The following is a 12,411-nucleotide window of genomic DNA, read 5'->3' as shown; positions in this document are numbered from 1 at the left end:
TTCGGTGAGTAGTCGCCCGGCGCCACGGATTCGTGAGGTCATAGTGTTCCCAATCCGGCGCAGGGCTCGCATACTGGTGCTCACCGCCCGCTCCCGGGGAGATCCCATGCTCGGTTCCCGCACACCCGCACGCCCCTCCGGCCGCCGCCCCGCACGCGGGTCCACACGCCGATCAGCGCGCTCGCGCCTGGCCGGGGCGCTGGCCGCCCTCGCGCTGGCGGTTCCGCTCGCCGCCGCGGTCGGGTCGGTTCAGGTGGGTGACCTCGCGCCTCGGGCGCACGCCCAGTCCACGCTCGACCAGCTCGGCCCATTGGCAGGTCAGCTGGGCCCCCTGGCCGGCCAACTCGGACCGCTCGCCGACGCGCTCCGCGACGCCGATCCCGCCGGGGAGCTCGGGCCGTACGTCACCGAGGCTCTGAACGGCATCAACGGGCCGATCGGCGCGCCCGGACCGCCCGCCGCGGTCGACGCGCCCGTGACCTGCCGGCCCGCACCCGCGCGGCCGCGGCCCGTGATCCTCGTTCACGGCACCTTCGACAACGGCGCCAACACGATGCCGCGGCTCGGCGAGCCGCTGCGTCGGCAGGGCTTCTGCGTGGTCGCCCCGACCCTCGGTGCCTACGCCGGCAACCCGGCCCGCGGCGGCCTCGACTCGATCGTCGCCGCGTCGGGCCCGCAGCTCGCCGGGGTGATCGACCACGTCCGGGCCGTGACGGGGGCGCCGCAGGTCGACCTCGTGGGCTACTCGCAGGGCGCCGCGATCGCCGGCTACACCACCAAGGTGCTGCGGCCCGGCGCGGTGGCGAACGTCGTCTCGGTGGGCGGCTACTGGGGCGCCGACAACAGCGGGCTCATCCCGCATCAGCTGCCGCGCGAGATCGCCGGCCTCGGCCTGTGGGCCGCCAACCTGCGGGGACTGGCCGAACTGTCCCCGGGCAGCCCCATGATCACCGCCTGGTACGGCCTCGACCGCACCCCGTTCCTGCCCGGCGTGGGCTACACGCTCATCGCCACGCGCGGCGACCACCTGCTGCCGCCCGAGCGCAGCTTCGTGCCCGGCCCCGGCGTGCGCTGGGTGGTCACCGAGGACGCGTGCGGCGGCGGGCCGAACTCGCACGGCGGGATGGTCGTCGACGGGCGGACGCACGCGCTCGTCGCCGAGGCGCTCGGCGGGGCCGCGGGCTGCTGACGGGGGCGGGTCAGGCGGAGAAGAGCGCCGTCTGATCAGCGGCGCTCACGCTCGTAGTGCTGGTACAGGTCGTACGCGTGCCGCAGCCCGAGGCCCGGGTGGGAGACGCGCAGGCGCCGCACGGCGTCGATCTCCCCCGACGATCCGCGGATCGCAGCGGCGACCTGCTCGGGTCGGATGGCCGCGGCGATCCGCAACGACCGCTCCTCGTTGCGTCCGCCCAACCACCAGCGGTGCGCGGCCCCGCCCAGCAGGAACACGGCGATGGCCGCCCACAGCAGCACGTCCATCACGCTGGGCGAACCGGAGGCCAGCTGGGCCGCCGCGATCACCAGCGCACCGGCACCGCCGGCCGCCGTGGCGACCACGTACGCGATCGTCACCCCACCCCGCGGGCGCCTCAGGTGTTCGGCCATCGCGTCAGCGGCCTGCGACGACGACTCCAACGGACCGGGCCACGTCACGAGTGCAGCTCCTCGTCGTCGGAACCCTCCCCGGTCACACCTTCTCCGGCGCCGCCACCGGGCGCACCACCCCCGCCGCCCGCGAGGTGACGCTCCACCCGATCCACCTTTCCACGCAGCTCGCCGGAGCGGCCCGGCCGCAGATCCGCCTTGAGCACCAAAGACACCCGCGGCGACACGGCCAGCACGGCGTCGGTCGCGGCGCGGATGACGGGCATGACCTCGTCCCACTCGCCCTCGATGGTCGTGAACATCGAGGTCGTCTCGTGCGGCAGACCGGACTCGCGGACCACACGGACCGCCTCGGCGACCGCCCTGCTCATGGACGCCGACTCGTCCGTGGTGGACGTGGGGGCGACGGAGAAAGCGAACAACATGGCATCACCGTAGACCCGCCGCGCCGGATCGTGCAGATTCCGGGCACCCGACGAAACCTACGTCACAGACGCGAGACCGTCTGCGGCACACCCGGCGTGTACCCCGCCTCGGTGAGCAGCTCCCGCACGCGCGGGATGACCTTGCGGCCGTACAGGTCGATGCAGGTCATGAGGTCCTCGTGCGGTGTGGGGCCGCTGGCGTACTTGAGGTCGAAGCGGTCCAGGCCCAGTGTGCGGACCGTGGTGGCGATCTTCTGCGCGACCGTCTCCGGCGAGCCGACGTACATGGCGCCCGAGCGGACCTCGCGGTGGAAGTCGGCCTCGGTCGCGTCGCCCCAGCCGCGCTCGCGGCCGATCTGGTTGCGGTTGACCAGCCAGTGACGCACCGACAGTTCGGCGGCCTTCGCGTCGGTCTCGGCGACGAAGCCGGGCGAGTGCACGGCGATCGGCAAACGCGGCGCATCGGTGCCCGCGAGCTGGGCGTTGGCCTCGCGGTACAGGTCGGCGAACGGGGCGAACCGACCGGCGGGCCCGCCGATGATCGCCAGCATGAGCGGCATCCGGTAGCGGGCCGCGCGGACCACGGACTCCGGGCTGCCACCCACCGCGATCCAGGCGCTCAGCCCGCTGGCGGTCTTGGGGTAGACGTGCTGGTCGACCAGCGGCGGCCGCAGCTCGCCCGACCACGTCACCGGCCCCTCGGGCAGCAGCGCGGCGAACAGGTCCAACTTCTCGCTGAACAGCTGCTCGTACTGGGACAGGTCGAAGCCGAACAGCGGGAACGACTCGGTGAACGAGCCGCGGCCCAGCACGACCTCCGCGCGGCCGTTGGACAGCGCGTCGATGGTGGCGAAGCGCTGGAAGACGCGGATCGGGTCGTCGCTGGACAGGACGGTGACGGCCGAGCCGAGGGTGATGCGCTCGGTGCGCGTGGCGATGCCGGCCAGCACCACGTCGGGGGCGGAGACCGCGAAGTCGGGGCGGTGGTGCTCGCCGATCCCGATCGCGTCGACGCCCACCTGATCGGCGAGGACGGCCTGCTCCACGACGTCGCGCAGGACCTGCGCGTGGTGGACGGGCCGGCCGTCGCGGTCGACCGTGGTGTCGCCGAAGGTGTCGAGGCCGAAGGCGACGCGGGGCTGTGGTCCGGGGGCTACGGTGCTCATGCGTTCACTATAGTTGATCCATCATATAGCCTTGACCGGACAGTGCGCCGCGAGGGCGCGGGGCAGGCCACTTCCCCACGGCCGGTGGCCACGTCCCCGCCCGCAGCGCGGACCCGTGCGGCACGCCATAACTCGTTTTCCTGGTGGGTGCGCCTCGCCGCGGACCGCGCGAAGGGGTTCGTATGACCGCGACCTACGGATCGCCGTGATCGGCGCGCTCCATGCTCGACACGCCCCGGGATCAGCAACAGGTCGCCTACTTCATGTATGAACACGACATGCGTACCCGTGAATTACCCCGAGGACTCGCCCGCGCCCACGGACCCGCCCTCCGGCCCGAGGTGACGACATGACACCCGCGGCGCCGGCCGGCACCACCTCCCCGCGGGGCGACCGGCGGCGCGAGGCGCTGCTCGCCGCGCTCGACGACCGCCTCAAGACCACCGCGCTGGACGACATCTCGGTGGCCGACCTCACCGAGTCCGCCGGCATCACCCGGTCGGCGTTCTACTTCTACTTCGACTCCAAGGCCGCCGCGGTGGGCGTGCTGCTGGCTATGGTGCAGGACGAGTCGAACGCCGCCGTCGAGACCGCGGTGCGCGGCGAGGGGGAGTTCCGCACCCGGGTCACCGCCGCGCTCGAGCGGCTGACCGACCGGGTCCTGGACAAGGCTCACATCTACCGGGCTCTACTCACCGCGCGCAGTAAGCACGCCCAGACCCGCACCCTGTGGGACGACGGTCGCCGGGCCCTCGCCGTGCAGGTCGCCGAGTTCCTCCGCGCCGAGCGCGCGGCCGGTCGGGCCCCGGAGGGTGTCGACGCCGACGCGCTCGCCGAGGGGCTCATCCACATCAACGAGACCGTCCTCGAGCAACTGGCGTACGACCCGGGCCGCACGCGGGAACCGCTGCTCACCGTCGCCGCGGACATGTGGGTGCGCACTGTGTACGGCCGCCCGGACCCCGCAGTGGACCCCGGGGCCGATCCGGGGAGAACCGCATGACAACGACCGTCGACGTCGCCGTCCCTCGCCCCCGCCTGAGGTATGATCTGATTCACACCTATCAATAGTTGACACGTCACAGGGCCCGCCCTATCGTTGGTGACACAACAACAAGACAGCGTCCGGCGTCAACCGGACCGATCCCACAAGGAGTCACCATGACCGCGAGCCTCAACGACCTGACCGGCACCTGGTCCCTCGATCCCACGCACACGCGTCTCGGGTTCGTCACGCGTCACGCGATGATCACCAAGGTGCGCGGTGCCTTCAACGACTTCACGGGCGCCGTCACCGTGCCCGCGGAGGGCATCGAGGGCGCGAAGGCCGAGGTCACCATCAACGCCTCGTCGATCGACACCCGCAACGCCGACCGCGACGGCCACCTGAAGTCCAACGACTTCTTCGACATGGAGAACTACCCCGAGATCACCTTCACCTCGACGAAGATCGCCCCCAACGGCTCGGGCGGCGTCGACGTGACCGGCGACCTCACCATCAAGGGCACCACCAAGTCCGTGACCATCCCGTTCGAGTACGAGGGCACCGCCACCGACCCGTTCGGCAACCAGCGCGCGGGCTTCGAGGGCACCGCCACCCTCAATCGCACCGACTTCGGCCTGACCTGGAACGCCGCGCTCGAGACCGGCGGCGTGCTGGTCTCGGAGAAGATCACCCTCGAGCTGGAGATCTCGGCCATCAAGAGCGCCTGATCCGGCCCGGCGTCGGAGCCGGACGCCGCTACGACATCAACGCCCGCCCCGGCATCGACCGGGGCGGGCGTTGGTGTGGCGTGAGAGGGGTGCGCCGGACCCGACGGCCTAGGAGCGTGGGTCAGTAACACGCCAGTTCAGGTCCGCTGATGGGGCGGGTTCGGCGGGATAATTGTCGTCATGGGCGAGGAAGGGTTGTTCGCCGCCGAGGAGTTCCGCGTCGAGCGGGCTGACCGGCAGGGCGAGGTCGAGCCGGTGGGCGCAGGCAAGACATTTCGGGCGTTCGACCCGGGCCAGGGGTTGTTGCTGCCGCCGTCGCTGGATGACTGGCTTCCGGCCGATCATCTGGCACGGTTCGTGGCGGATCTGGTCGATGAGCACCTGGATTTATCGGCCCTTCCGGAATCAGAGTGCATTGATCCGATTCTGGAGCTGTCCGGAGTGGATCAGTGAACCGCAAGATGTAGTGGTTGAGGTTGCGGAAGCCCAGGGCGATCCCGCGGAGGTGCTCGAGGCGTCCGTTGATGGCCTCGACGGGGCCGTTGGAAGCGCCCACGTCGAAGTAAGCCAGGATCTCGCGGCGGCGCTTCCACAGCGACCGGCCCAGCTGGGCGAGCTCGGGCAGCTCCTTGGGCACCCCGGCCCGGATCGAGCGCAGGAGCTTGTACATCGCGATCTTGCCCTCCCGCTTGCCCGAGGCCTCGTAAGCGGTGATGAGACGCTGGTAGACGCCGTAAGTGACCTCCACCGCCGCGTGCGCGTCATGGGCGGTGAACGCTTTGAACAGCCGGACTTGCTGCTTGTCGGTGAGCAGCTCAGCGCGGGTGCGCAGGATGCGGCGGATCCCGTACAGCGGATCGCCACTGCGGCCCCGGTGCCCGGTGGTGGCCTGCTGGATGCGTTGGCGGCACACGGTGAGCTTGTCCGCGGCCAGCTGCACGACGTGGAACGGATCCATCACCGTCCGGGCTTCAGGGACAGCGTTGGCGGCGGCGGTGTGGTATCCGGCGAACCCGTCCATCGTGACCACCTTGACGCGGTCTCGAAACATTTGGTCACGGGCGTCGAGCCACTCGGTGAGCACCTTCGCCGAGCGCCCGGGGACCATGTCCAGCAGCCGAGACGGGCCGGTGCCGTCCACGACCGGTGTGAGGTCGACCAGCACGGTGACGAACGAAGAGGAACCGTCGCCGCGCACGTGCTTGGAATTTGTGCTCGTCGACCCCGAGAACGCGGACGCCGTCGAAGTGTCCGGGCTGGTCGTAGACCATCGCGCGGATCTCCGAGACCGCGAGATCGTTGACCAGATCCCACCCCAGCCCGAGGGCCTTGGCCACGGCGGACACGCTGGTGCGATCGATCGCCAGACGCTGCAGAATCCAGCGGGTGCAACGGCGGGTGGTCTTGGCCCGCGGCTCGGCCAGATTCGGCATGCGTTGCTGGAAGATCCTCGTGGCGCACTCGGTGTTGTCGCAGATGAAGCGCGGTACCCGCACGTGCAGCCTCGTGGGGTGCCCGACGATCGGAAGATCGGTCACCCGCCGCTCGACGTGGTCCCGCAGCCGGCCCGCCATCCCGCACCCGGGGCAGATCGGGTCGACTATGACCGGGGCGCAGAACAAGTGCGTGAACTCGTCAGCAACGGCGGCGTCGGTGATGCTCACCCCGAGTTCGACGGTGCGGCAGATGGTGTCGGCAAGCAGGCTGGCGGTAGCGTTCAAGACGGGTCCTGGGGTGTTCGATGCGCGGTGTGAGAACCTGCATTTTCACACGCCCCAGGACCCCTACATCTTGTGCCTCACCGCATCACCGGCGAACCCCAGCTACGCACTCCGGATCCGGAAGAGATTCCCTAACGATTGTCAACCCCCCTCAGGATGGTCCTGTCGGGATGCATGTCGAGGCGCCGTAGAGCGCCGGGCTCTACGGCTGATCTGGGGCCTCGTGGTGGCGAGGCGAGGGAGGGGTCAGGCTGCCAGTCGGGCTCTCCTTTGGGCGGTGGTGTGGTTGCGGTGGCGGGCGCGGACTTCCGCGGGCACCTGGTAGCGCTCGCGGACGATGGCCCGAGCCTGGGTGATGTCGAGGATCGCGCCGTCGTCGTCGCGGTACTCGTAGGGCGCGTTGCGGTGCACGACTATCCACATCCGCTCGGCGAGCTTGCGGGCGACCGCGCACACGGCCTTGTTGTGGTGCTGACCCTTGTCGACCATGAGCCGGTGGTACACCCGAGCGAGCTGCGGGTCGGATGTGCGTGCCGCATTCGCGGCGAGGAACACCGCCATCCGCAAAGCCGACGGGCCTTCCTTGCTGATCGCGCGATGTTTGTGCTCCATGGTTCCCGACGACCAGTTCGATGGGGTCAGTCCGCAGTAGGAGGCGAAGTCCTCGGGGCGGGCGAAACGGGACCCGTCGCCGAGCCAGCCACGAATCGTCGCCGCGGTGATCGGGCCGGTCCCCGGCACCGAGAGCAGCAGATCATCGGGGCCGTAGAAGGCGTGCCAGAGCCCGTCGAGTTGCTCGGTGTAGCGGTCGAATCGGTCCGCGGCCTGATCGATGTCGGCGAGCATTCCAGCGACCTTCAAAGCCCAGAAATCTAGGTCGTAGTAGTCCCTGAGGATGCCCACCCAGGCCGCCGCGGCACTGCGGAGTTGGTCAGCGATCTGCTCCTGGCGGCCACCGCAGTAGGAGTGTTCGCGCAGCACTGCGGTGATGGTGGACCGGTGTGCTCGGGCCAGGGCTCGCAGGTCAGGCCACCGCCCCAGCACCGCCAACGTGCGGGTACGAGATCCGGCGAGAATCTTGTCGATGTCCGGAACGGTGGCGGCGACGTAAGAACGCAGTCGGCGCCAGCACTGGTCGTAGTGCACGCGGGCATCGCCCCGCGACAGGGCCGAGCGTTTGATGGCCTCGGAACCGACGTCGGCAACGACGAGCGGTTCAAGGTCGAACAAGTCGAGCGCCTTGGCCAGCAGATGCGCATCGATGACGTCGGACTTGTTCTTGCCGGCCACCGCTGCGCGCAGTCGAGAGGAGTGCCTGGTGCCGATCAGGTAGAACCGGCCGCCGGCGGCGCCGACCGCAGCCTGGATACCAACCCAGGTCAGGGAAGTCGGTTCAGCGACCACGTCGACGGCGACGTCGACTGCTGCGAGAAACCTGGTCAGCTCGTTCATCCCGGCCGCGGTGCTCGGGATGGTCTTGCGGGTTGTTCGTGTCGTGCCGTCGTCGCGATATTCGATCAGCTCGCACTGGTGATTCGCCACGATCGCGCAGTCGATCCCGGCGCGGGCCTGAATCGTTGTGGGACTATGGACTGTGCCCGTTGAAGTCATGGGTTCGGGCTTCCTTCCTGCCACGCTCGCCATAGCGGGACAGTCGAGACGATGTCGCCGGGCGTCCTCGAGCGGCATCGCACGTGCCGGCAGGCTCCACCAAGCCTGCCTGCGACGTCGCAGGAGGGAAGCCCCACAATCATCGCCGCGCCATCGGGTAGTGCGGCCGTGGCTTCCTGTGTACTTATCGGTCTCGGGAGCATCCCGTCGCCGCGGCCCCGCATACTCGAGCCGCTGCCACAGCAGGCCATCGGCGCCCCGCGGCCAGCAATCGGCCGAGAGGTGTCGCCGCCAGGGTGTGCCCGTGCTTACGTGTCATCCGGCGCGACCAGTCGACAGAACACCTCTGCCAGGCCAGTCCGTCAATTCCCTTCAAACGGGCCATGTGGCGGGGCAGATCCGGTGTCGCATTCTCTGTTCACGAGGCACAACCCTCAGCCGACAACCGCGCTCACCGAACCTCTCCCACCGTCAACCCTAGCGGGCTGCTGAGCTGGGAAAACCCAGCACCGAAAACGATATAAGCCGATTTATCGCGGATCTACGTCTCCTACCAGGAGGGGCGCGGGGCCCCGCCGTACGATCCGCGGTTGATGGTGCGGTTGCTGATCTTCGGCTACACCACGGGGGTGCGCTCCTCCCGCGGGATCGAGAAGGCCTGCACCGACATCGTCGCTTTCCGGTGGTTGGCGGCCGGGGCGGCCCCGGACTACCGCGCGATCGCCAGGTTTCGCAAGAGGCACCTGGCCGCGCTGGGCAACCTGTTCTTGCAGGCGTTGGCGTTGTGCCAGGCCGCCGGGATGGTCACGCTTGGACAGGTCGCGCTGGATGGGACGAAGCTGCGGGCGAACGCCTCCAAACGCAAGGCCATGTCGTACGCGCGGCTGACGGACAAGGAGAAGGTACTGGCCCAGGAGGTCTCCGATCTGCTGGCCGCCGCCGAGGCCATCGACAAGGCCGAGGACGCCAAGTTCGGCAAGAACCGGCGCGGGGACGAGCTGCCCGATGAGCTGGCCCGCCGAGAGTCTCGCCTGGTCAAGCTGCGCCAGGCCAAAGCTGCTCTGGAAGCCGACGCCGCCGCCGATGCGGCGGAGAAGGCTGAGGCTAAGGCCCGCGGTAAGGGCGAAGACGAAGACACCGTCGCGCAGAAGGCCGCTGAGGCCGCCGAGCGCGCCACGCCCAGGCCGAAGGCCCAGCGCAACTTCACCGACCCGGAGTCGAAGATCATGCTCACCGGGGACGGGTCGTTCGCTCAGTGCTACAACGGCCAGGCCGTGGTCGATGCCGCCCATCAGATCATCGTGGCGGCCGAGGTCAACGACTGTGCCGCCGACGTCGGCAACCTCATCCCCATGACCGAGCAGGCCATCAGCAACACGGGGCAGGCCCCGAAGCAGATGCTCGCCGATGCCGGGTACTGCTCAGCCGCGAACCTCGCCGCCTCCGCCGAGGTCACCGGCGAGCAGGGCACCGAGTTCTTCATCGCCACCGGACGACAGCGCAGCGGGGAACCGGCGCCGATCGCCCCCCGGGGACCGATCCCGGCCAGCGCCACGGACAAGCAGCGCATGGCCCGCAAGCTCGCCACGAAGAAAGGCCGAGCGGTCTACGCCCGGCGCAAAGCGATCGTCGAACCGGTCTTCGGACAGATGAGCACCCTGCAGAACGGCAAGCAACTCCTGATTCGCGGTCTGGACGCCGCCCGCGGTGAATGGCTACTGCTCGCTGCCTGCCACAACCTGCGAAAGCTCCACGGTCATATCGGCGCCACCGGGCTCGGCGGCCTCCAGATCGCCTGAACTGGCAGGCCCGGGCGACCTACAGGCTGACCCGCGGACTGAACGCCATCACCGCGGCTTCGCAAACCGAATACCTGTCCGCCAGTGACGCCGGCCCGAGCGCAACGCTCTCACGCACTCCGCCGTACTCTCGGCGCGCTTCGAGCCATTACTGACCCATGCTCCTAGGTGACGACGACGAGGACCGCCGTGTGTGTGCCGTCTCCGTCCTCCCAGGTCCCGCTGAGCGTGCCCGGGGAGCCGATCAGCGGACGGTCGGCCTCGGCGTCGTTCTCCTCGTTGACGACGCGGAGGACCCGCGGGCTCGCCTCGGGGGACTGCCCGAGCCCGTCGCCGCCGCCGCGGATGTTGACCGGGGACGGCGTGACCGTGCCCTCCTCGACCAGCAAGTGGTCGGCGGCGGTGTCGCGGTGGCTGATCACGCGGCAGACCTCGGTCACGTAGACGGGGTCGGCGGGGGCGTCGTAGACCCAGCGCCGACCGAGGACCGAATGCTCCGTCGTCCCGACGAGCGCGTCGGCGGCGTCGGACAGCTCGGCGCCCCGGTAGGTCACGGGGACGTGATAGGTCTGTGAGCCGTCGGAGAGCAGGAACGACTCCATCCCCACCTCGCCGTCCGGGTCGACGAACCGGTAGGCCGTCACCTGCTCGAGGCTCTCGGGATCACCGTCGAACCAATCCTGGCGACGGACCCACCCACGCAGCAAGTCCAGCTTGCCCGGGTCGAGGACGGCGTCATAGATCTCGGCGGCTCCACTCATGCGCTAAGACTCCCCGAAAGCACCCGGTCCGGCAAACGATCGGAGCTCCGGGTGTGGGAATGAAGAAGAATTCGTACTCGCGGCATTTTCCCTGGGCAGCGGCCCTGCACGTCCGGCCGGTAGCCACGCCTGCGTGACCATCGTCACAGCCAGGGCGCCTGTCGACCGTTACGGTGAGCCCCATATCGCCGGGGAGATCCTCCGGAATCCCGATAGGAAGGTGTGACGCATATGAAGAAGACCATCGCTGTCATCGGTTCCGCCGCCGCCCTGTCCTTCGCCGGTGCCGGGCTCGCCTCGGCTCAGAGCGCCGTCCCCGGTGTAGACGCCGGTTCGCTCGGCGCGGGTGAGACCGTCGAGACCCCCGCCGAGGTCTCCGCCATCGCCGAGCAGCTCTGTGGCACCATCGACGCCTACGACTTCCTCGGCTCGGCCGAGGGTGTGGTGCCGGGCCTGAGCGGCGAGGACTGCGCCGCCAACGCCCAGCTCGCCGTGGACGCCGCCTTCTCCGGCGACATCCAGGGCGCGATCGACATCCTCCAGGGCATCGAGGCCGAGGTCCCGGACGAGGATGACGCCGAGGACGATGTCGACACCGAGGAGCCCGTCGAGGGCGAGAACGTCGCGCCCGAGGGCGACGATGAGCCCGTCACCACGGCCGTCGCCTGAGATTGACCCTGAAGGTTGACCTGTGACGGCCTGACCATCAGGCCCCCGCGACGCGGCCCCTGTCCCTCATGGGAAGCCGGGGCCGCGTTCGTCACGGACGGGTGAGGAAACCCGGCACGACGGACTTGAACGCCGCCTTCTGCTCGATCATCACCCAGTGTCCGCAGTTCGGGAACAAGTGGATCTCGCCGCGCGGCAGCATCCGCAGGGGCAGCAGGGCCATGTCCACCGGACTGACCCGGTCGTCCCGACCCCAGGTGATGAGGGTCGGCGCCTGCACCTGGCCTAGCCTTGCCCACGCCGGTATGGCCGCCGCGTCACGGGGGGCGGCAGCCATCGCCGCCAGCGCCTCGCGCCCGTACATCCGACGCGAGGAGGCCAGCGTCTCGGGATCGGTGGCCTGCGCCCAGCGTTGCTCGATCATCTCCTCGGTCACCAGGGACTTGTCGTAGACCATCGAGTGCAGCCACTCGATCAGCCGCTCGCGCGTGGGGTCCTCGACAAACGCGGATAACCGGATGATGCCCTCGCCCGGTCCCGGGGAGAAGATGAGACGCCCGCGCCGCCCACGGTGACCAGCTTCTCCACCTGCTCGGGATGCTCCAACGCGAACGCGGTGGCGATGAACCCGCCCATCGAGTTGCCGATCAGGCTCAGCCTCTCCAGGCCCAGGCCGTCGACGAAGTCCTGGACCGCCGTCTGAGCGGAGGCCACGGGGTGGAGATCGCCCGCCGGGTCGCTCACCCCGAAGCCGGGCAGCTCCAGCACGATGGTCCGGAAGTGCTCGGCGAACACCGGCACGTTGCCGGAGAAGTTGCGCCATCCGGTCACGCCCGGACCTGAGCCGTGCAGCAGGAGAAGCGGCGGGCCGTCACCGGCCTCGCGGTAACGCAACATCCCCCGGTCCGTGGCCAGCTCGAGCAGCGGGGGCTCGGCGGAGT

10 protein-coding genes and 2 pseudogenes are annotated in these 12,411 nt (G+C 69.5%); 5 read left to right on the top strand and 7 right to left on the bottom strand.

All coding sequences use genetic code 11. The annotated features are described in order from the left end of the window. The first annotated feature begins 106 nt into the window (after positions 1-106). Entirely contained in the window at positions 107-1,189 is a 1,083-nt protein-coding gene (locus tag VYL96_RS00735) for an esterase/lipase family protein (protein ID WP_131886474.1), read from the top strand. 35 nt (positions 1,190-1,224) lie between these two features. Here VYL96_RS00735 and VYL96_RS00730 read toward each other — a convergent pair whose 3' ends face one another. The 3 genes from VYL96_RS00730 to VYL96_RS00720 all read right to left on the bottom strand — a co-directional run bounded on the left by VYL96_RS00730 (position 1,225) and on the right by VYL96_RS00720 (position 3,196). Next, positions 1,225-1,653: a hypothetical protein gene (locus VYL96_RS00730; protein ID WP_131886473.1), complete on the bottom strand. Its 429-nt coding sequence runs from the start codon at positions 1,651-1,653 to the stop codon at positions 1,225-1,227. After that, positions 1,650-2,030, bottom strand: coding sequence for an MTH1187 family thiamine-binding protein (locus VYL96_RS00725; RefSeq protein ID WP_061917710.1), 381 nt, complete (start codon positions 2,028-2,030; stop codon positions 1,650-1,652). Before VYL96_RS00725 ends, VYL96_RS00730 begins: the two co-directional genes overlap by 4 nt. 62 nt (positions 2,031-2,092) lie before the next feature. After that, positions 2,093-3,196: an LLM class flavin-dependent oxidoreductase gene (locus tag VYL96_RS00720; RefSeq protein ID WP_131886472.1), complete on the bottom strand. Its 1,104-nt coding sequence runs from the start codon at positions 3,194-3,196 to the stop codon at positions 2,093-2,095. A 349-nt stretch (positions 3,197-3,545) separates the two neighbouring features. On the opposite strand from VYL96_RS00720, the gene VYL96_RS00715 reads away from it, so the two are divergent. Further along, positions 3,546-4,199, top strand: coding sequence for a TetR/AcrR family transcriptional regulator (locus VYL96_RS00715; protein ID WP_131886471.1), 654 nt, complete (start codon positions 3,546-3,548; stop codon positions 4,197-4,199). A gap of 158 nt (positions 4,200-4,357) precedes the next feature. After that, positions 4,358-4,909 carry a YceI family protein gene (locus VYL96_RS00710; RefSeq protein ID WP_131886470.1) on the top strand — a complete coding sequence of 184 codons (552 nt, stop codon included), beginning with the start codon at positions 4,358-4,360 and terminating at the stop codon, positions 4,907-4,909. A gap of 405 nt (positions 4,910-5,314) precedes the next feature. Here the strand turns inward: VYL96_RS00710 and VYL96_RS00705 are convergent. Both VYL96_RS00705 and VYL96_RS00700 read right to left on the bottom strand, forming a co-directional pair. Next, positions 5,315-6,630: pseudogene (locus VYL96_RS00705) on the bottom strand (ISL3 family transposase). A 246-nt stretch (positions 6,631-6,876) separates the two neighbouring features. Next, on the bottom strand, positions 6,877-8,241 hold the full coding sequence (locus VYL96_RS00700; RefSeq protein ID WP_329438463.1) for an IS110 family RNA-guided transposase: 1,365 nt from the start codon (positions 8,239-8,241) through the stop codon (positions 6,877-6,879). A gap of 539 nt (positions 8,242-8,780) precedes the next feature. Here VYL96_RS00700 and VYL96_RS00695 point away from each other — a divergent pair. Then, on the top strand, positions 8,781-10,040 hold the full coding sequence (locus VYL96_RS00695) for a transposase (RefSeq protein ID WP_329440331.1): 1,260 nt from the start codon (positions 8,781-8,783) through the stop codon (positions 10,038-10,040). A gap of 164 nt (positions 10,041-10,204) precedes the next feature. Here the strand turns inward: VYL96_RS00695 and VYL96_RS00690 are convergent, their stop codons facing one another. Next, positions 10,205-10,801, bottom strand: a complete 597-nt coding sequence (locus VYL96_RS00690) for a maltokinase N-terminal cap-like domain-containing protein (protein ID WP_061917699.1) — start codon at positions 10,799-10,801, stop codon at positions 10,205-10,207. Positions 10,802-11,032: 231 nt separating this feature from the next. On the opposite strand from VYL96_RS00690, the gene VYL96_RS00685 reads away from it, so the two are divergent. Beyond that, on the top strand, positions 11,033-11,470 hold the full coding sequence (locus tag VYL96_RS00685; RefSeq protein WP_207913611.1) for a hypothetical protein: 438 nt from the start codon (positions 11,033-11,035) through the stop codon (positions 11,468-11,470). Between the two features lie 91 nt (positions 11,471-11,561). Here VYL96_RS00685 and VYL96_RS00680 read toward each other — a convergent pair. Beyond that, positions 11,562-12,367, bottom strand: a pseudogene (locus tag VYL96_RS00680) (alpha/beta fold hydrolase). Positions 12,368-12,411 lie beyond the last annotated feature (44 nt).

Source organism: Dietzia maris (assembly GCF_036287335.1).
In the GTDB taxonomy this organism is placed as follows: Bacteria; Actinomycetota; Actinomycetes; order Mycobacteriales; family Mycobacteriaceae; genus Dietzia; species Dietzia cinnamea.
Note: the sequence above shows the minus strand (reverse complement) of the source record. Positions and strands in the feature narration are given on the sequence as shown.